General features: G+C 63.0%; 17 protein-coding genes. 9 read left to right on the plus strand and 8 right to left on the minus strand.

Translation table 11 applies throughout. The features are described 5' to 3' along the window. Positions 1 to 56: 56 nt before the first annotated feature. The 3 genes from OXG98_02595 to OXG98_02605 form a co-directional block, all read right to left on the minus strand. Positions 57 to 887, minus strand: a complete 831-nt coding sequence (locus OXG98_02595) for a TIM barrel protein (protein MCY3770898.1) — start codon at positions 885 to 887, stop codon at positions 57 to 59. A gap of 64 nt (positions 888 to 951) precedes the next feature. Further along, entirely contained in the window at positions 952 to 1,572 is a 621-nt protein-coding gene (locus OXG98_02600; protein ID MCY3770899.1) for a CoA pyrophosphatase, read from the minus strand. Positions 1,573 to 1,654: 82 nt separating this feature from the next. Continuing rightward, positions 1,655 to 2,494: a phytanoyl-CoA dioxygenase family protein gene (locus OXG98_02605; GenBank protein ID MCY3770900.1), complete on the minus strand. Its 840-nt coding sequence runs from the start codon at positions 2,492 to 2,494 to the stop codon at positions 1,655 to 1,657. Positions 2,495 to 2,899: 405 nt separating this feature from the next. Between OXG98_02605 and OXG98_02610 the strand changes: the two genes are divergently transcribed. Both OXG98_02610 and OXG98_02615 read left to right on the plus strand, forming a co-directional pair. Continuing rightward, positions 2,900 to 3,901, plus strand: coding sequence for an acetyl-CoA carboxylase carboxyltransferase subunit alpha (locus tag OXG98_02610; protein ID MCY3770901.1), 1,002 nt, complete (start codon positions 2,900 to 2,902; stop codon positions 3,899 to 3,901). A gap of 23 nt (positions 3,902 to 3,924) precedes the next feature. Then, the gene (locus tag OXG98_02615) at positions 3,925 to 5,112 is read left to right on the plus strand and encodes an amidohydrolase family protein (GenBank protein ID MCY3770902.1); all 1,188 of its coding nucleotides are present in this window, start codon (positions 3,925 to 3,927) and stop codon (positions 5,110 to 5,112) included. Positions 5,113 to 5,190: 78 nt separating this feature from the next. On the opposite strand, the gene solA is transcribed toward OXG98_02615, so the two are convergent. Both solA and OXG98_02625 read right to left on the minus strand, forming a co-directional pair. Then, entirely contained in the window at positions 5,191 to 6,351 is a 1,161-nt protein-coding gene (gene solA / locus OXG98_02620) for an N-methyl-L-tryptophan oxidase (GenBank protein ID MCY3770903.1), read from the minus strand. Between the two features lie 8 nt (positions 6,352 to 6,359). After that, positions 6,360 to 7,355 carry a Gfo/Idh/MocA family oxidoreductase gene (locus OXG98_02625; GenBank protein ID MCY3770904.1) on the minus strand — a complete coding sequence of 332 codons (996 nt, stop codon included), beginning with the start codon at positions 7,353 to 7,355 and terminating at the stop codon, positions 6,360 to 6,362. A 203-nt stretch (positions 7,356 to 7,558) separates the two neighbouring features. On the opposite strand from OXG98_02625, the gene OXG98_02630 reads away from it, so the two are divergent. Genes OXG98_02630 through OXG98_02655 form a run of 6 tightly spaced genes read left to right on the plus strand, consistent with a single transcriptional unit; the run spans position 7,559 to position 13,099 of the window. Continuing rightward, complete coding sequence (locus OXG98_02630) at positions 7,559 to 8,407, plus strand: phytanoyl-CoA dioxygenase family protein (protein ID MCY3770905.1); 849 nt, start codon at positions 7,559 to 7,561, stop codon at positions 8,405 to 8,407. After that, the gene (locus OXG98_02635; GenBank protein ID MCY3770906.1) at positions 8,404 to 9,651 is read left to right on the plus strand and encodes a mandelate racemase/muconate lactonizing enzyme family protein; all 1,248 of its coding nucleotides are present in this window, start codon (positions 8,404 to 8,406) and stop codon (positions 9,649 to 9,651) included. The genes OXG98_02630 and OXG98_02635 overlap by 4 nt, the downstream gene beginning before the upstream one ends. 59 nt (positions 9,652 to 9,710) lie before the next feature. Beyond that, positions 9,711 to 10,742 (plus strand): phytanoyl-CoA dioxygenase family protein, encoded by a 1,032-nt coding sequence (locus OXG98_02640; protein MCY3770907.1) that lies wholly within the window; start codon positions 9,711 to 9,713, stop codon positions 10,740 to 10,742. A 32-nt stretch (positions 10,743 to 10,774) separates the two neighbouring features. Beyond that, positions 10,775 to 11,506 (plus strand): phytanoyl-CoA dioxygenase family protein, encoded by a 732-nt coding sequence (locus tag OXG98_02645; GenBank protein ID MCY3770908.1) that lies wholly within the window; start codon positions 10,775 to 10,777, stop codon positions 11,504 to 11,506. Between the two features lie 10 nt (positions 11,507 to 11,516). Further along, entirely contained in the window at positions 11,517 to 12,248 is a 732-nt protein-coding gene (locus OXG98_02650) for a phytanoyl-CoA dioxygenase family protein (GenBank protein MCY3770909.1), read from the plus strand. Positions 12,249 to 12,283: 35 nt separating this feature from the next. Continuing rightward, a complete protein-coding gene (locus OXG98_02655) occupies positions 12,284 to 13,099 on the plus strand; it encodes a creatininase family protein (protein ID MCY3770910.1) in 816 nt (271 codons plus the stop codon). Positions 13,100 to 13,199: 100 nt separating this feature from the next. Here OXG98_02655 and OXG98_02660 read toward each other — a convergent pair whose 3' ends face one another. From OXG98_02660 to OXG98_02670, 3 genes are all read right to left on the minus strand, one after another. Then, positions 13,200 to 13,979, minus strand: a complete 780-nt coding sequence (locus OXG98_02660) for an SDR family NAD(P)-dependent oxidoreductase (GenBank protein ID MCY3770911.1) — start codon at positions 13,977 to 13,979, stop codon at positions 13,200 to 13,202. Between the two features lie 7 nt (positions 13,980 to 13,986). Next, the gene (selA, locus tag OXG98_02665; protein ID MCY3770912.1) at positions 13,987 to 15,255 is read right to left on the minus strand and encodes an L-seryl-tRNA(Sec) selenium transferase; all 1,269 of its coding nucleotides are present in this window, start codon (positions 15,253 to 15,255) and stop codon (positions 13,987 to 13,989) included. Positions 15,256 to 15,403: 148 nt separating this feature from the next. Beyond that, positions 15,404 to 15,997 (minus strand): N-acetylmuramoyl-L-alanine amidase, encoded by a 594-nt coding sequence (locus OXG98_02670; GenBank protein MCY3770913.1) that lies wholly within the window; start codon positions 15,995 to 15,997, stop codon positions 15,404 to 15,406. A 218-nt stretch (positions 15,998 to 16,215) separates the two neighbouring features. Here OXG98_02670 and OXG98_02675 point away from each other — a divergent pair, with 218 nt between their 5' ends. Continuing rightward, positions 16,216 to 19,770, plus strand: a complete 3,555-nt coding sequence (locus tag OXG98_02675) for an indolepyruvate ferredoxin oxidoreductase family protein (protein MCY3770914.1) — start codon at positions 16,216 to 16,218, stop codon at positions 19,768 to 19,770. Positions 19,771 to 19,778 lie beyond the last annotated feature (8 nt).

Below are 19,778 nucleotides of genomic sequence, written 5' to 3' on the forward strand. Positions count from 1 at the left end.
CTTTGATATTCAGAATGGACGAGGCGACTGCCGGGTTTGCTTCGGATGTAAATCCCTCACCCGAAGTCCGCGATAGACGTCAGGTAGTCGTAGCTCTGGCGGGCGGCTTCTTCGGGTTCCATGAGCTCGGCGAAGGCCTGGTGCACGGTGACGTAGCCGTCGTATCCGAGTTCCTCGAGCGTCTTCATGATGATGGGGAAATCGATCCCGCCCGTTTCCTGGAGCGGAACAGGGTCGTGGGGCGCGGGGCCCTTCACCCAGGTGTTCAGGGTCATGGAACCCGCCGGATTCAGGCGGTGGTTCTGCAGATAGACGTTGAACAGCCAGGGCGCGAAACGCCGGATGGTCTCTGGACCGTAATCCTGGCCGCACAGGTCGAGATTGGCCGGTTCGTAGATGATGCCGAAATTCGGACGTCCCACGCGCTTCAGCACCGAGACGGACTCCTCCACCGTTTCGAACAGGCTGCGCGTGTGGGACTGGTGGGCGAGCCGGATACTCCGTTCGGCTGCCTCGTCCGAAGCCCGCTGCGCCCAGGCGACCTCTTCATCCGTTTTCATGCCGATCCGGATCAGGTCGGCGCCCAGTAACGCGGTCAGGTCCAGGTAGGGCGTGATGTTCCGCAGGGCGTCCGGGGCGTGTTCGTCGTTTGCGGGTATGGGGATGTCTCCCGTCACCATGGAAACGGGCAGTCCCCGTTCGTCGAGGATCTTTCGCACCCGGGTGATCTGTTCCAAGGGCGTCTTTATGCCGGCCTGGGAGGCCCGCATGCACATGGCGGCGTATCCGAGCTCCCGGGCCAGGTCCGCCAGGTGCTCCATGGAACGGTTGGCTTCTTCCTTGTTCAGCACGGATTCGGCGACACGGACGGACAGGGACAGTTTCATGGAAATCTTCCTCTTTGTTTTCAGATTTCAACTTTGTTGCAGGGTCAACGGCGGCACCGACGGTCTAGCGTATCTGCACCTCGGTTCCGCCTGGAATCCTGTGCCCGATACAGGCCAGGATCTGGGCGGTGAAACGGTACGTGAGTCCCCAGAGCACGGGTTCTTCGGCGCCCAGCAGGTCGATGGCGGGCACCTCCTGTTTCCCCCATTCCCCCGAGACGACGGTCGTGACGTAGCGATTCTCATCCATCAGATCGGCCAGCGGGATCCAGAACGCACGCTGGATCTCATGGTTGAGGGACACGGACAGTTCTGACCCATTCGACAGGAAAAACACGAAAGCGGCGACGTGCACTTTGCTCAAATGGGTGGCCTGGTCGTCGAGCCGGCAGACGCATTCCGCCTCGGAAAGATCGAGGGACGTTTCTTCCCGGGTTTCGCGGATGGCCGTTTCCAGGGGACCTTTGTCGGACGCGTCGATCTTTCCGCCGGGGAAACTGATATGGCCCGACCAGGGATCGCCCCCGCGTTGCACGCGGAGCAGGTAGAGCAGGTCCAATCCGTCACCGGTTCCGCGCGCGCGTATCGGGACCGCGATGGACGCGGTAAGTGCGTCCCGGGCGGGATCCAGTATCCTGCTGCGCCTGCCGCGCAGCTTTTCGATGAGTTCATCTTCTCGTGTCAAATCCTCGCCGTTCCTCTCAATATTCGCCGCCGTGCGCTCAGTGATGCGCGCCCCGCCCGACAACGCGCCTGACGGTCCGCAATCAGGACCGGGCGAACACGACCTGGTTCCTAGGATGGTCGGCCCGCTGGCCCGGGCGCCTGCTTCCCAGATTGGCATCGATGACCGGCCGGTTTTCCGTGCTGCAAGCCGAGTCGTCGATTAGCAAACCATCCTCGTAGAACGTGATACCGAGCGCTTCACGGATTCGCCCCGACGTGTTGGCCCGCGCGCCGTGAACGACCCAGTGGCTGTGCAGGGTGGCGCCCCCCGCAGGAATCTCCTCTTCCACGACCGGAATCCGGTTCGTGCGGATAAAGTCTTCGAAGAACGACTCCGATTCGCGGTGTATCCCTCTGGGACCGAGCACTTTGTCTCTGTGGGTGCCGCTCGCGAAGCGGGGCGGCCCCATGTCGATGGCGGCGTCCACGAGGGGGATCCACATGGTGAGGACTTGGTCCGAGCACAGCGGCCAGTGGGGACCGTCCTGGTGCCAGGGCGTGATCCAGCTTTCGGGTTCCTTGAACATCGCCTTGTCGTAGTAGATGCGGACCGCGTCCACCCCCATGAGGTCGGCCGCTATCTGTCCGAACCGACGCGACTGGATAAACCGTGCGGCACGCTCGTCCGCTTCCCTCAGGTTGAACGTCTGCATGAATACGCGGGAGAAATCGTCCTCCGGCCGATCGCTCATCTTGCTCGCCCCGGCGAACCGTTCGGCCGTGACCGACCTCAGTATCCCCCGATACTCCGCGATCTCTTCCTTTGTACAGACGTCCCGGAGATGCACGTGGCCGTTTTCACGGTATTGCCGCACGTGGTCCGGCGACAAGGGGTATGCGGACGCAAGGCCCGTTCCACCGGGTAGATCACCCTCGGTCATGAAAGCAGATCCTCCCACCCCGCGCGGATCTTCCCTTCCGCGTAGATGTCCGGCCTTTCGCGGATCCTACCAGCCCGCACAGACCCTCTTGTCCGCGTGGTAAACCAACGGAGCTTTCAATCAGGATACGGTCATCGGGCAACTAACAAACAGGAACCGGGATGTCAAGGGGTTTGGCCCTTCCGGCCCGGGACCGCCTGGTCGATCGTGAGGTCACGAAACGGGAACGGATTACATGCTTACAACGTTTGCCAGGAGACCCTATGTTTTCGTCCGGCAGGCCCCGCCCTTGACAGGACATGCCTGTTGGTCTTTATTTGAAGGAACGCGGCGGGACTACGTGAACTTCGTGTGTCCGCCGCGATTCCAGTTTATGACGCCGGATGGTGCAGCCTGGAGCATGCCATGGAAGAGAACGGCCCGATTCTCGAATTTGAAAAACCGATCTACGAGCTCGAGAAGCGCATAGAGGAAATGAGAAACTATGCGGTGACCGAGAACCTCGACGCCCTGGCCGACGAGATCCAGCGCCTGGAAGAGGAAGTGGCCCGGCAGCGGCAGAAGACCTATTCCAACCTGACCCGGTGGCAGCGCGTGCTCATCGCCCGTCATCCGAACCGCCCCCACACGCTCGACTATATCGACGGGATGATGGAGGATTTCGTCGAACTGCACGGCGACCGGTCCTTCGGGGACGACAAGGCCATGGTCACGGGGCTGGCGAAAATGGATGGCCAGCCCATCGCCGTGGTCGGTCACCAGAAGGGGAAGAACACGAAGGAAAACGTGATGCGCAATTTCGGCATGGCGGGTCCCGAGGGATACCGCAAGGCCCTGCGCATCATGAAACTGGCCGAGAAGTTCGACATGCCGGTCCTGTCTCTTGTCGATACCCCGGGAGCCTATCCCGGCGCGGGCGCCGAAGAAAGGGGCCAGGCAGAGGCGATCGCCCGGAACATCTACGAGATGGGGCGTCTGCGTGTACCCATCATCGTCATGGTGATCGGCGAGGGCGCCAGCGGCGGGGCCCTGGGGATCGGGGTGGGCGACCGCGTCATCATGATGGAAAACGCCTGGTATTCGGTCATCAGCCCCGAACCCTGTTCCACCATTCTGTGGAAGGACCAGGAGAAGGCGGCTGCCCGCAAGGCCGACTGCGCCGAGGCCCTTCGGCTTGCCGCCACCGACCTGCTCCAGTTCGGCGTCATCGACGAGATCGTACCCGAACCCTTCGGCGGCGCGCACCGCGACCACGAAGCGGCTATTTCCAACGTCAGGAAATCCATCCTCAAGGCATTGCACGAGGCGGGCGGACAGTCCGTCGACGAACGGCTGGAAGCCCGGCTGGAGAAGTACAGCAGCATGGGCGCCTTCGACGAAATACCCGCCGCGAACGACCCCGCGTAACCCGGAAGCCAGGAGCAGGACGCTTGTTAAAGGCCATCAAGGGCGGCTTGATCATCAACGGGAAAGGCAAGACGCCGATTCCCGACGGGCTGATCCTGGTGGACGGCAACCGGATCCAGGCCGTCGGATCCCGCGAAAGCCTCTCGATACCTCAGGACGCGGAGATCGTCGACTTCGGTACGGCCACGCTGCTCCCCGGCCTCATCGATACCCACGTCCATCTCGTCATGAACGCGCGGGAGGACTGCGTAACCTCCCTGGCGCACAAGACCGCCGTCGAATCCGTGGTCGAGGCCGCCGGGAACGCCCGACGGACCTTGCGGGGCGGAGTGACGACCGTCCGTGATTGCGCTGACGTGTTCGGCGTGACCCTGACCCTGAAGCGGGCCATCGACGGGGGCCACCTGGACGGGCCGCGCATCCTGGCCTGCGGTCTGCCCATCACCACGACGGCGGGGCACCTCCACTACATGGGGATCAGCGCGGACAGCACGGAGGAGGTGCTGAAGGCCGTGCGCACGGTGGTCACCATGGGCGTGGACTGGGTCAAGGTCTGCGCGACCGGGGGCGGATTGACCCCCGACAGCAACGTGCGCCGCGCTCAGTACACGGCGGAGACGTTGACGGCCCTCGTCGACGACGCCCATCGACTGGGCAGAAAGGTCGCCGCCCACGCCCACGGGACCGAAGGCGTTATGAACTGCGCCATCGCCGGCACCGACAGCATCGAGCACTGTTCGTGGATGGGGGAGGAAGAAGACCACCGTTACGACGAGGCGGCCGTCGCCCTGATTCTGAAGAAGGGGCTCTACGTCAGCCACACGATCACGGGGCCGAGGACGGGTTCGCCGGAAGAAGTGGAGGAGCTGCTCAACAGCGAACTCGGTGAACGATTCGCCTTGCTGCGTCGGACGCTGGAAGAAGGCGTCCGCATGGTCATATCCAGCGACGCGGGCGTCCCGGACACACGATTCGAGGATTTCGCCGGGAGCCTCGTCATCGCCGTCAAATGCTGCGGCTTTTCCCCAATGGGCGCGATCATCGCCGCCACGAGCCGGGCTGCCGAGATGCTGGGCATGACGGACCGGGTCGGATCCCTGGAACCCGGCAAATTCGCGGATATCCTTGCCGTCGACGGCGATCCTCTCCAGGATATCACGGCCATCCGGCGGATCATCGGCGTGTTCAAGGAAGGCCGCCGGTTCGTGTGAACGGAAAGACGCGCCTGCCGGCGTAGCAAGAATTACGCGAGCGTACGAGGCTTAAGCACGCTTTGACTGCGTTGGGGGTCACGCGAGCGTACGAGGCTTAAGCACGCTTTGACTACTGAATCTTTCGAGACCGAACAGGCTCGTGTCGACTGGCGGCGGTTCATCGAACAGCAGGGCGGCCAGTGTATCGCCCAGCACTGGACCGAACTTGAACCCGTGACCCGAGAACCCTGCCGCGACGACTACGTGGCTGTAATCGGGATGCCGGTCCAGGATGAAGTGGAAATCCGCCGAGTTGGTGTACAGACAGTGTTTCACCGCGACGGGATCCCGGGACAGGTGGGGACATCTACGTCCGATGAAATCCTGCACCGCGGCGAGATTGGCGCCGTCGACCTCTTCAGGGTCGTCGGCCTCCACGACCCGGCCGGTCCTGTGGCAGCCGGCCTTGACGCCCGGCACCCGCACCTGGGGCACGCAGTAGAAGGGATCGGGGGTGTGGTAATCGATCACGTTGGGCATGGCGCCCGCCTCGTGGGGGACCGGCCCCTTCTGCGGGAAATAAGCCAGCAATTCCCGCGTCACCACCAGATCGACATTGATCCCCAGCGTGCGCAGCCACCGGTCCGTCCAGCCACCGGTTGCCAGCACGAGGCGGGTGCCTGACCAAGACCGTCCGTCCGACGCCGTGACCTCGACGCGCGCTTCGCTCGGGACGATCGAAGCGACTTCCGTTTCCGTAAGGGCGTCCACGCCGTCTTCCAGGACGCAGTCCCACAGGCTCCGTACCACCTCGTCGGCGAAAAGCACGGCACTGTCGGGTTGGTAGATGGCCTCGCCGTTCTTTGGCAGGTTTAGCTGGGGGAAACGGCGCGCAAAGGATGGACCGTCCAGTCGCTCGAAAGGAAGTTCGCAGTCCCGCAGCCGGGTTTCCAGCGTCTCCAGCACTTCTGCGTCCGCGGGCGCCAGGTTGCAGATGCCGGTCTGCCTGAACACCGGCCTGCCCAGGCGATTCGCGAGATCCTCCCAGGCCCGGAAGGCGCGCGCCGCCATTTCGACGTACACGTTCTCTTCGTAGTCGAAACGGATCATGCGGCTGTCGCCGTGTGAACTGCCGTGTTCGTGGACGGGTGCGTATCGCTCGAGCAGAAGGACGCCCATCCCGCGACGGGCCAGCACGTAGGCCGTCGAGACGCCGACGACTCCGCCGCCGACCACGATGACATCGTACTGTTTCACCGGTCGATTCACGACAGGACCCGCGTCGCGCGGAGCAGGGTCTCCTGCACGAGCAGTTCGTGGGACAGGGGACGGTCCGGCGGCTGTTCACCCGAGATAGTCTTCAGGAGAGACACCAGTTCGAGGTCATACAGCGCCTGGCGGCTGCGGCCCGTCACGGGTACGCGGGATTCTCCCGCGGGATACCCGTCCCGGGCTCCGGTCAGGACCAGCCGGATCTCCGTGCCCGGCTCAAAGGGTTCGAGTAGTATGGCGCTGCCTTCTGTTCCGTATACCTCGAAGCGGCGGGCGGGCGGAGACGGTTCCATGGCGGCGATATCCACGGTGGCCATGGCATGCTCGTATTCAAACACGCCCAGGCCGTTGTCCGCGAAAGCGGGCACTTCCCCGGTTTCGTTGCGCAGAAACGCGGTCACCTCAGACGGCCGGCCGAGGATCCAGACCACCTGGTCGAGCATGTGACCGGCCAAGTCGTAGAATATGCCTCCCCGATGGGCACTGATTACTTCGCGGGACGAGGCGGGGACGTTAGTCGACATGTGCGCGCGGATCGAAAACACGTTGCCCAGCATGCCGGACCGTGCCCAGTCGGCGATCTTGCAGAACCCGTCGTGGTACCGGAACATGTACCCCATCTGCACCTGCAGGTTCGCCATTTCGGCCTGTGCGACCACCCGCTGCCAGGCCGGCCAGTCGTCTCCCGCGGGCTTGTCGTACCAGGCATGCTTGCCGGCGCGGACGATCTCCTCCGTCTGGGCCAGGCTTTCGTCGTTGCGGCCTTCAGAAGCTATGGCAGTGATACCGGTGTCGCCAAGCATGTCCTCGGCGCGTTTAAACCAGCGGACGCCCGCATACGGTCCACCGCCCTGCTCCAACGCGGCACGCCGCGCCTCATCGGGCTCATAGACCCCGACGCACTCGACATCGGGATGGGTCAACATAGATTGAAGTTTGCCGGCCGCATGTCCGTGACCGGTGCCGTACTGCGCCATGCGTATCGCCATTCAGGGTTCCTCTGGTGACGTGGAGTTGAACTGTGGTAGGTGTTTCCGGGAAGTAAACAACGGACATGGTATCGTCAAGCGAATTCGGGAAGACATCGGGTAGACATCAGGCTTGACATCAGATGCGGTTTCCGCTACGTTCGCACCAATCTTTCCACGATCTGGAAGCCCATCGATCATTGTAATAAACCAGGAGACGAAGCGTGTCCCTGATCCAGGCGCAGATCGACGAATTCAGAGCGGTAGGGTTTCTCAACGTCGGTCGTGTCTACAGCGACGAAGAGGCCGACGCGTTGCGGGATCGCCTGATGACCGTGATCGCGGGCACGTCCCGCGGCAAGGCCGAGGCGGTTCGGAACATAGCCGGCGAGGAACTGGAAGCGGAAAGGGACGTGGTGATCCAGGTGGTCAACACCTGGCAGGCGGACGACGGATTCCGCGCCCATCTCTACCACCCTGAAATCTGCCGCATGGCCTGCGACCTGATCGGCACCGACGTGCTGAGGGTGTGGCACGACCAGATCCAGTACAAGCCACCGCGTCGCGGCGGGGCAACCGACTGGCACCAGGACCATCCCTACTGGCCGATCATCCAGCCGGCCGATCTGGTGAGCGCCTGGGTGGCGCTCGACGACGCCACCGTGGAGAACGGCTGCATGCGCATGGTGCCGCGCAGCCACCATTGGGGACCTCACAAGGGCGGCACGATCGGGACGAACGAGGATGGTTTCACACCGGATCCCGATCGGTCACTCATCCCCAGTGACGAAGAGATCGAGATCGTCCCCTGCGAGGTGAAGAAAGGCGAGTGCATGTTCCACCACTGCCTGACCTGGCACGGCAGCCCGCCCAATCCGTCCGCCAACGGCCGGCCGGCCATCGCCGTGCACTACATGCCCGGATGGACGCGCTACGAACCTACCAGAACTCATATCATGGAGCGGCGGGTCGACGTCGAACCAGGTGAACTCCTGACCGGCCATTACTTTCCCACCGTGTGGGATCGCGGTCCGGTAGAACCGCCGGCGCACTGGTCCAAGGAACAGGCATGACTATCGAGGGACACGTCAACGCCGCTTCCCGCCCCGGCGAACTGCGTATCACCGACATGCGCACGGTCACCATCGGCGCGTCAACGATCATCAGGCTCGATACCAACCAGGACATCCACGGCCTTGGAGAGGTGCGCGACGGCGCCAGCAAGACCTACGCCCTGGCCCTCAAGTCGCGCATCCTGGGCGAAAATCCATGCGACGTCGGCAGGATCTTTCGGAAGATACGCCAGTTCGGCCATCACGCCCGGCAGGCCGGCGGCGTCTGCGCCGTCGAAATGGCCCTGATGGACCTCGCGGGCAAGGCCTACGGCGTGCCGGCCTACCAGTTGGCGGGCGGCAAATTCCGAGACCGAGTTCGTATCTACTGCGATACGACGTCGACCCCGGATGCGGGAAAGATGGGCCGACGCCTTAAGGAACGCATGGACCGGGGTTTCACCTTCCTGAAGATGGACGTGGGCATCGGCCTGCTGAAGGACATACCCGGTACCCTTTCGGCCCCCTCCGGGATACTGGATACCCTGCACATCATGCATCCTTTCACCGGGATTCGGCTGACCGATAAAGGCATCGGCCTGCTGTCGGACTACGTGGCGGGCGTCCGCGACATCGTCGGGTACGAGATCCCCCTCGCCGTCGACCACTTCGGACACATCGGCGTGGAGGACTGCATCCGCCTGGGCAAGGCGCTGGACCGGTACAACCTGGCCTGGTACGAGGACATGGTCCCGTGGCAGTTCACCGAGCAGTACGTCCGCCTGCGCGACGCCTGCGATACGCCGATCTGCACGGGGGAGGACATCTATCTCCGGGAAGGGTTCATGGAGCTCTTCGAGAACCGGGCCATTTCCGTGTGCCATCCCGACCTGGCCACGTCGGGCGGCATACTGGAAACCAAGAGGATCGGCGATACGGCCCAGGAATACGGTATCTCCATGGCGCTGCACATGTCCGCCATGCCGGTCGCCCAGATGGCCAGCGTGCACTGCGCCGCGGCCACGGAGAACTTCATCGCCCTGGAGCACCACCACGTGGACGTGCCCTGGTGGGGCGACCTGGTGACCGGCCTTCCGGAGCCGGCGGTCCAGGACGGGTTCATGACGGTGCCGGATGCGCCGGGCCTGGGCATCGAATTGAATGAAGAGGCCATTCGGGAGCACGTCAGCGAGAAGGACCCCGGATACTTCGAACCCACCGACGAGTGGAACGAATTACGGTCTCACGACCGCCTGTGGAGTTGATCGACCGAAGGTCGGAGAGAACGGTGGACCGAAGGACGAAATGACAAAGGAGTGAAACGATGACCATCCCCGCTGTCCAGGCCGCGCCGGAACCGTTTGAACCTGAACCCTACCTGGCCATTACGGAAGCTCAACGGAAACAGTTCGACGAAGACGGCTTCATCCTGATCGAGGACGCCCTCTCTCCAGACCATGTCGACCGGTTGCTGGACGTCGTCGATGAGCTTTATGAAAAGCTTCACAAGGCGCATGGCACCTCCCCGGAGGCCGCCTACCAGATCCGGAATTCCCTGGCTCTCCACGATGAACTCTTTGCGCTGATCGAATATCCCGCGATCCTTCCGCTTGTCGTGGACGTCATGGGCGTCAACATCCAGATCCGCACTTCCCACGTGGACGTCCGTCCTCCTATGAAGAACCACAAAGAGACCGAACTCGGGGTATCAGGCAGTTTCTTCCCCTGGCATTCCGACGCACCCAACTACGGCTACCCGATTACGAACGGCATCGTCCCGTTCTTCGAGGTGAAGGTCGGGTACTACCTCACCGATCTTACCGAGCATAACAGCGGCGCCATCTGCGTGGTGCGCGGCAGTCACCTCCGTTCGCCCAGCCTGATTCACGATCCGGATTACCACATCGACCCGGAGGACATCGTCGAAGTGAACGTCCGTCCGGGGACCGCCATGGTCTGGCGCACGGCCCTGTGGCACTGCCTGACGCCCAACCTGTCCGACCGCACCCGGAAGTGCCTCTACTACGGATATAACTACCGCTGGGCGCGTCCAGGGGATTACGACCGGCAGGACTCCGGGTTGCTTGCGCGATGCACGCCGGTCCAGCGTCAGTTGCTGGGCTCCAACACCACGGAAGACGGCGTGGTCTACCAGGACGGTGACCCGGCCCACCCGGCCTCCAGATACTGGCGCCCGGAACCCGGTGACGTACCTTTGGAAGCATGGGCGGAAGAACAGATGAAGAAAAAGAGGGACAGGGAATGGAGGCGATGGAAACGGAGGAATACCCTGCCCGACGGCGCGGTAGGCGCACCAGTAGTGGCGGACGGAGGTCAACCAGGGAAGCCTAAGTAAGTATGAACTCGGAGAAGTATCTGGAGGCAACCATGACCGAAGCGGAAATCTTCGAATTCGATCTCAACGGCTACATCATGTACCGGAACGTGCTGACCCGGGACCAAGTCGACCATATGAACGGGGTGCTCGACAGACACCTCACGGATGAATCCTACAATTTCCGTTTCCTGGAACTTGACCCTGTGTTCATGGAGGTCATGGCCCTGCCCCGGACGCTGAACATCCTCGAGACGATCATCGGAAGATGGATGCGCCTCGATCACGCCTACGGGCTCCAGATGGATACGCGCTCCGAGGAACGGGGCGATGTCAGGCCGAACCTCCACGGCGGGCCGCTGGAAGACAACGGCGAGCATCATTACCAGTGGTTCAACGGGAAGATGTACAACGGGCTGACCGTCGTCATGTATGCCCTCAAAGACGTAAACCCCGGCGACGGCGGTTTCATCTGCGTGCCGGGAAGCCACAAGGCCAACATGGACTTCAAACCGGCTGTGGACTCGCATATCGTCGTGAATCCCACCTTCAGGGCTGGCGATATGCTGATCTTCACGGAAGCGCTGGTCCATGGGACCGACACGTGGACCTCGGCGGACAAGCGGCGCTCCCTGCTCTACAAGTACTCGCCCGGACACTCCACGTGGGCGATCCCGGAGAATTGGGAAAAGCTGCGGGAGATTGCCGCCAACGACCTGCAGCGCGACCTGCTCAGAGCACCCAGCATCGAGGGCCGGACGCCGGTGGAAATACCGGATGCGTGAGGAGGAATCCATGACCGAAGCCGAGATCTTCGAATTCGACCTCAACGGCTACATCATCTATAAAGACATGTTGTCCCGGGACCAGGTCGATCACATGAACGGCATCCTGGACGATCACCTCTCCGAAGAGACCCACGGTTTCGATTTTCTCCTGCTCGATCCGGTTTTCATGGAACTCATGGCCCATCCCCCTACGCTGCGTATCATCCGCACGATGATCGGGGAATGGTTGCGGCTGGACCACGCGTACGGGCTTCAGATGGACCGGCAGTCCGTGGAGCGGGGGCACGTGAAGCCCAACTTGCACGGCGGGCTGAGGCATGACCACGGCGAACACCAGTACCAGTGGTTCGATGGTAAGATGTACAACGGCCTGATCGTGGTCATGTACGCCCTGGAGGACGTACATCCCGGCGACGGAGGACTCATCTGCGTCCCGGGCAGTCACAAGGCCAACTTCCGTTACCGCCCGCCCGTGGATTCCCACCTCGTCGTGAACCCCTCCTTCATGGCCGGGGACATGCTCATCTTCACCGAAGCGCTGGTCCACGGCACCACCACGTGGACTTCCGACCGGCGGCGGCGCGCCTTGCTCTACAAGTACTCTCCCGGGTATTCCACCTGGGCATCCGTCGATCGGCTGGACGAAGCGCGCGAACTGGCCGCCAACGACCTGCAGCGCGACCTGCTGCGGCCGCCCAGCGTCGGCAAGCGGACGCCCATAGAGATTCCGGATGGATGAGAAATGCTGCGGAGCCGTATCACAGGAGGCAGGAAATGAACGTGCGGGAAGAATACCGTTACAACCGGCTGACCTGGGAGGACATGAACGAGGCCATCGCCATGCAGAAGGTGGTGGTCCTGCCCACGGGTTCCACCGAGCAGCACGGCAAGCATCTGCCGCTGGACACGGACGCTTTCCTGGTCGAATCGGTCTGCCATGAACTGGGCCGGCGCATCCCCGACCGCGTGCTCGTCCTGCCGACGGTCTCCTACGGTCTCAACCTGCACCACATCGACTTCCCGGGCACGATCCACATCGAGCCCGAGGTCTTCATCGCCTTCTGCCTGAACATCACCAAGAGCGTGGCCTACCACGGCTTCGAGAAGATCCTGATCGTAAACGGCCATGGCTCGAACGCACCGATGATCGACCTGATCGCCCGGAAGACGGTGCTTGCCACGGAGTCGCTCTGTTTCGCCGCCAACTACTTCACCTTCCTGATCGACGCCTTCAACGAAGTGAGGGAATCGGAGGTATTGGCCCACGCCGATGAACTGGAGACGTCCCTGTACCTTCACCTGGCCGGTGAACGCGTGAAGATGGACCGGGCCGCACCGGATAACGACCGTGTGGGGAAGTACTGCTCGTCCGACAGTACCGGGACGGTACGGTTTAACGATTTCTGGGGCCGGTGGACGGGCCTGGGCGTCCACGGCGATCCGACGCCGGCCACGGCCGAGAAGGGCGAGATCATCTTCAACGCGTCGGTTGAAGGCCTGATCGAACTGGTCGACGATATCCGGGATTGGCCGATTGAGCAGCGCAGCGATCAGCACACGGGGCCGGTGCAGCGCGGGATCAGGTGGTAGGTACTGAAGGCGATAAAACTGGTGCGGCGGTGAAGGCTGTTTCTTAAGGTCGCGGTCTACCAGTCGCCACGCCCGAAGAGTATCTGGCGGCCGCGGTCTGCTAGTAACTCAAAAACCCGCCGTCTACCAGCCACGTCGCCCCGGTGACGAAACTCGCCTCGTCGCTGCCCAGGAACACGGCCACCCGGCCGATTTCCTCCGGAGTTCCACGGCGGTCGAGGGGCGTGTCCCTGAAGAACCTTCCTGTAGCGCCGCGTCCTACCGCGTCCTCCCTCGGCTGGTCGCTTTGTTCCGTGTGGATATCGCCCGGCGCGATGCTGTTCACCCGGATGCCGTGAACGGCCAGTTCGATGGCCGCGGACTTGGTGAGGCCGTCCAGGCCCGCCTTGCCGGCGCAGTAGGCGGAGGCGCCCTCCTGCGCCGCGAACTGGGCAACTGACGAGATGTTGATGATGGAACCTCCCGCTCTCCGGGCGATCATGCGGCGGGCCGCTTCCTGCGTCGCGATAAACGCGCCGGTCAGGTTTATGTCGAGGACGTTGCGCCAGTGCTCGTCCGTTTCCTCCATGAAGGGCCGCAACTCCAGGGATTGTCCCGTCAACGCGGCATTGTTGACCATCACGTCCACAGGCCCAAGCAACGATTCCGCCTGGTCCAGGAGGGCGACGACATCCTCCCGCCGGCGCACGTCGCATCGCTGCGCCTGAGCCTTAAAGCCCTGCTCCCGGAAGCGCGCGGCCTCGCGCTCGGCGATCTCGATCCGGCGCTGGGCGATCATCACGGCGGCACCCGCTTCGAGACAGCAGCGCGCAATGCCGAGACCGATGCCGATACCGCCGCCGGTGACGACCACGATTTTGTCTTTCAACCGGTCACGCATAGACGTTTCATCCCTCATTCCGTGACGCGTCTTCATTCCGTGACGCGTCTTCGTCCATCCGACGCACGATTTCGTTGGCTCCGGCTTCGACCAGCGGGAACGTCCAATCTCCCAGTGTACGCAGGTCCAACAGAAAGCGGTCCCCCGACAACCGGCCGAATACGGGTGGCGACTGCCTCCTGAACGCGGCGGCGAGTTGCCGGTTCGTCCATGCGACAGGCCGGAGCGCCACGACACGGGAGGGGAGTTGCTGGACCGGCAGGGCGCCGCCTCCGATCTCAGCAAAGGATTCTTCCACGGTAACATCGACGCGGTGATCATAACAGCCCGCGAGGCGATCGGCGAGGCGACGTGCCCTGGATTCAAGTTCCCCGGTCGATACGGCAATCATACCCGTAACCGCGTGGCAATCCGCGAGTTTGTCAGGATCGGAAAACAACTCAAGGGTAGCCTGCAGGGCGGCATAAACCATCTTGTCCGCGCGAAAGGCCCGCATCAGCGGATCCTTCTTCATCTGATCGAGGAGGTCCCACCGGCCTGCGATGATACCGGCCTGAGGTCCGCCCAGCAGTTTGTCGCCGCTGAAACAGACCACGTCGACTCCCCGGTCGAGCGCTTCCCGCACCGTGTATCCGCTGTCCAGGCCGTGCTGATCGTACGCTTCCAGATCGATCAACGCGCCGCTTCCCTGGTCGTACACGACGGGTACGCCCCTCTCCCGGCCCAGCATCGCCAGTTCGTCAAGGGGCGTCGAGACGTCCAGGCCGGCGAGGTCGAAATTGCTCCGGTGGACGGCCATGATGAGGGCCGTCCGGTCCGTGATGGCGGCCCGGTAGTCTTCCAATTCGGTATGATTGGTCGCACCCACGCCGACGAGCCGTGCCCCGCCCGCGGCCATGACGTCCGGCATGCGGAAGGACCCGCCTATTTCCACCAGTTGTCCCCGGGAAATGATGACTTCGCGGTCCCGCGCCAGGGCGTGCAGGATCAACATCACCGCGGCGGCGTTGTTGTTCACCACGATGGCCGACTCCGCACCGGTCAAGGCGCACAGCAGGCCGGAAACCAGATCGTGGCGCGAACCGCGCTTGCCTGTCTCCGCATCGATTTCCAGCGTGCAGTAACCCTCGATCACGGCGGCCACGGCCCTCCGCGCCGCCTCCGACAGCACGGCCCGGCCCAATCCGGTGTGCAGGATCACGCCCGTGCCGTTCAAGGCAGGCGTCAATGCGCCGGCCGGATGCCCCGGAGCTGCTGGATTAGCCTGGTCTGACATATGATATGGAGGGAAGTCCGCTCAGTTATGGTCCTTATTGCCGATAGGACAATGCCGTGGAAAAGGTCCATGCCGCCAACAAGGCCCGTGTCGCCGAAAAGGACGATGCCGCCGATGAAAGCCGGATTCCGGAGTCCGTAATTCGCGACTACCATCGGCCGGCGATCACATCGGTCATCCTCGTCTTGAATTCCTCCCAGGGGAACGCGGGTCCGGGATCGATCTTGCGATCCGGCGCGATGTCGCTGTGGCGCACGATGTTGTCCAGGGGGATCCGGTAGCGCTCGACGAGCCGCCCGGACAGCGATTCGACCTGTTCGATCTGTCCGGACGGATAAGGCGCCCACCAGGCGCCCCCGGCCGGGACGGGTGATGGTCCGCTGTAAGGCGTCCCGTAGTCCTCCGGCCAGCAGTAGAAACGTCCGTTTTTCTTCTCCAGCCGCCCCCAGTTCACGATCTCGATGCCCAGTGACCACCGATTGCAGCCTTCCCGCCCCCGCCACGCGCTGACTCCGCAGTGCCAGGCGGAGTCTTTGTCGCGGACCATCTGCAGCACCGCGCCGTCGAGTCCCACGATGTAATGGCAGCTTACGCGTCGTTCCGGATCCTGGAAGATCGCGACGCAGTCTTCCAGCGAAGGTCCGTCCGTAAAGTGTAGCACCAGCATATCGATCGGCGCGTCTTCGCGACTCGAAGCGTACAGGGCCGGGATAAATGGTATCTCGGCAGGGGCATTTGACATGTCTGCCACGTGTCCTTCCGGGGTTCTTTGCGTCCCTGGATCGTTCCTTGAAACTTATAGAAAGGACCGCCGCAAGGCAATCCGTTTCACCGCGTTCCACGGGCGCGGCAATCGGGCGCGTCGGTTGACACGAAACCGCCCACCGCGTATACTAACGCCATGATCCGGACGTGCAAAGCACCTGTTTTTAATTGCCTCGCGACCAGGCAGGCCCGGTCTTGACCACCGACTCCTTACCAGCTCCCTCGCTGCGGGACCGATACCTCAAAAACCGCGGTCCGGTCTTTCTCACCGGCATACACGCCATCGTCCGCTTCCTGCTGGAAAAGCAGCGGCGTGACGCCCTGTCCTGCGGTGCTGTAAGACGCAGCTTCATAGCCGGCTATGAAGGCTCGCCCCTCGGCGGCCTCGACCTTGAACTCCGGCAACAGGCCGCTCTGCTCAACGAAGCCGCGCCTTTCGTACACCAGGCGGCGGTCAACGAGAAGACGGCAGCGGCGGCGGTGCACGGCAGCCAGTACGAAGGGAATGTGGACGGGTTCTGGTACGGCAAGGCCCACGGCGTGAAATGGGCCCTGGATGAATTCAGTCTGGCCAACATCGCGGGGACGGGAAAGGACAGCGGCGTCGTCCTGTTCTGCGGGGACGACCACATGGCGAAGAGTTCCGGGTACCCCGCCAGCAGTGAACAGGCCCTGCGCGACGCGCGCATTCCCGTCTTCTACCCTTCGACAGTCTCCGAGGTCATCACCTACGCCCATCACGCGCTGGCGCTCAGCAGGTACGCCGGGGTCCTCTGCGGCCTGAAACTCGTCACGCCCATCTGCGACGGGGCGGAAACGGTGGACGTCAATCCCGAACTTCCCAGTGTGACACTGCCGCCCGGTATGCCTGGCGGTCGGCCTGGACAGCCTGTCCGGCCTTACGAAAAACGCTTCCACCAGGTGGTTATCTCCACCCAGTCCGTCCCCTTTGAAGAAGAACTGACCACGATTCGTATGGAAATCGCCGCCGAGTACGCCCGGGCCAACGGAATCGACACGGTGGAGAACACGGAATCGGACTGTCCCCTCGGTATCGTCGCGACGGGAAAGAGCTACGCCGACATCGTCCAGGCGCTTCGATTGCTGAACCTGGAGGACCAGGTGCCGATCTTGAAGCTGGGCGTGATCTATCCGGTCAATCCGCGGACGATCCGGGAGTTCGCAGGGCGCCTGCAGACCCTGGTGGTCCTGGAGGAAAAGGGTCCTTTCGTGGAAGAGGCGGTGGCCCATGCGCTCCTGGGCACCGGCGTCGAACACGTCCACGGAAAGCGAGGCCCGGGTGACCGTCCGCTCATTCCCGCTTACGGAGAGTTGAATCCCGACCTGCTCACCCAGCGTCTCGGGCCGATGCTGCAGGAGATCTTCCCGTCGGCGCCCATTTACGCCCGCATGGAGGAACTGACATCCATCGCGGAAAGAGACCCGGGCGCCTTCGCCCGGCGCACCGCCCACTACTGTCCCGGATGTCCCCACAGCGTATCGGCCCGCGCGCCCGAAGGGGAGGTCGCGGGCGGCGAAATCGGCTGCTCTTCGCTGGACGCCTACATCGAGGCGGACGGCAGGGGCGTGCGATGGATTCCCACCATGGGCCTGGGCGGCGCCATCTACAACGGGATGTTCCCCTTCAACGGAAACCGTCACCTGTTCCAGAACATCGGCGACGGCACGGTGCTGCACAGCGGCCTGATCACGATCTTCAGCTCGATTTCCCACGGCGCCAACGTCACCTATAAAGTCCTCTGGAACCACGTGGTGGCCATGACCGGCGGCCAGGACATCACCGGGCAGCCGACGCTGGACGACTTCGCGTTGATTCTGCTGGGCATGGGTGTGCAGGATGTAACGGTCGTCAGCAAATTCCCGGAGCGGGTATCGCTCAAACGCGCCCGGGCGGCGTTGAAACCGGGTCAGAATCTGCTGCTCGAACCGCGCGACGGGCTCGAATCCGCCCAGGAGAGCCTGTCGCGAAAGCCCGGCGTGAAGGTGCTGGTCTACGACCAGGAATGCGCCACGGAACACCGGCGCCGCCGCAAGCGTCAGCGTCTCGCCCCCGAACGGTACGTCTTTATTCACGAACGGGTGTGCGAAGGGTGCGGCGACTGCGGACAGCAGTCCATGTGTCTCGCGCTCGAACCAAGGGAGACGGAGTTCGGACCCAAGACCGCCATACTCCAGTCGGCCTGCAACCAGGACCTGTCCTGCCTGAAGGGAGACTGCCCTTCCTTCGTCTCCGTCGAACCGGTTGGAGACAGCAGGCCTTTAAGAGCGGAATGTCCGTTATTGGACGACTCGGACCTGCAAGAGCCCGGCTCCAAGACGGCGATAGAGGGAGAATATGCGATTCACCTCATCGGTATCGGTGGCACCGGCGTCGTGACCGTGGCCCACCTGTTGGCCGTCGCGGCGCTTTTCGACGGGAAGAAGGTGAGCGAGATGAACCGCACGGGGCTGGCGCAGAAGGGAGGTCCCGTGGAATCGCCTATCATCCTGGGGGAAGGCGAGGTCCCCCCTTCCAGCTATATTCCTGCCGGGCGGTGCGATCTGTACCTGGCCGCGGATATCGCCGGCGCGGTGAACCCCCTGAACCTCCAGGCTGCTTCCGCGCATCGGACCGTGGCCGTGGTAAGCCGGTCCGGCGTCCCGACCGCGAAGATGGTGTACGATCCCCAGGTGCCCGGCGCCGACGTCCCGGCCATGGAAGCGCAGATCGAGGCACACACCCGGTCGGTGGACAATGTCTTCATCGATGCGCAGGACTACGCGATGAAGCTATTCGGGAATCACATCGTGGCCAACGTGTTTCTCCTGGGCGTCGCCTACCAGGCCGGGCACATTCCGCTGCAGGCCGGGAGCATCGAACGCGCTATCCGGTTGAACGGCCAGGCCGTCGACGTAAACATTCAGGCCTTCCGATGGGGACGCATGGCCGTACACGACCGGACCCGGTTGGACGGGGCCGTGGAGGAACCCGAACCCGGTTCGGATGAACTGGTCCGCCGTTATGCGCGGTTACTCGGTCGTAAGCGGGGGCAAGCCTTCGAGGCGATGATCGGGCGGATTCCCGTCCGCCAGGAATCTTTCCAAAGGAGTTGGGCCATACGCGTAGCCGAACTGATCGCCTTCCAGGACACGAAGCTCGCCGAGCGGTTTGTTGATCGAATCGCGCGGGTTTACGAAGGGGATGAACGAGTTGGCGGACCGGACCGCGGATACCTGCTTACCACACACGCGGCTTTCATGTTGCACAAGCTCATGGCCTACAAGGACGAGTACGAGGTGGCCCGGCTGCTGACCGACCCGTCCGAACCCGGCATCGCGGAGCGATTCGATGGACCGGTCAGGGTATCCTACCATCTGCATCCGCCCCTGTTGCGGGCGTGGGGACTCGACCGGAAGCTGCGGCTGGGGCCCTGGTTCAGGCCCTTTCTGCGGATCATGGCCCGCTGCAGATTCCTTCGTGGAACCCCCTTCGACCCCTTCGGATACACCGCGGCCCGGAGGGAGGAACGTGAGCTCGTAGCCTGGTACGAATCGTTGCTGGACCAGGCCCTCGCCATGCTCACACCTGAAAACTACCCCGAAGTATCGGAACTGCTCCAACTTCCCGACGAGATCCGGGGATACGAGCAGGTCAAGCACCGCTCGGTGCTCCGGGTGAAGAAGAAGGCCGACGAAATGCTCGAAACCCTCCTCCAGGGCGCGGCGTCGCGCCCGGTCCGCACCCGTTAAACCCGGAT

The organism is Gemmatimonadota bacterium (assembly GCA_026706345.1).
GTDB lineage: Bacteria > JAAXHH01 > JAAXHH01 > JAAXHH01 > JAAXHH01 > JAAXHH01.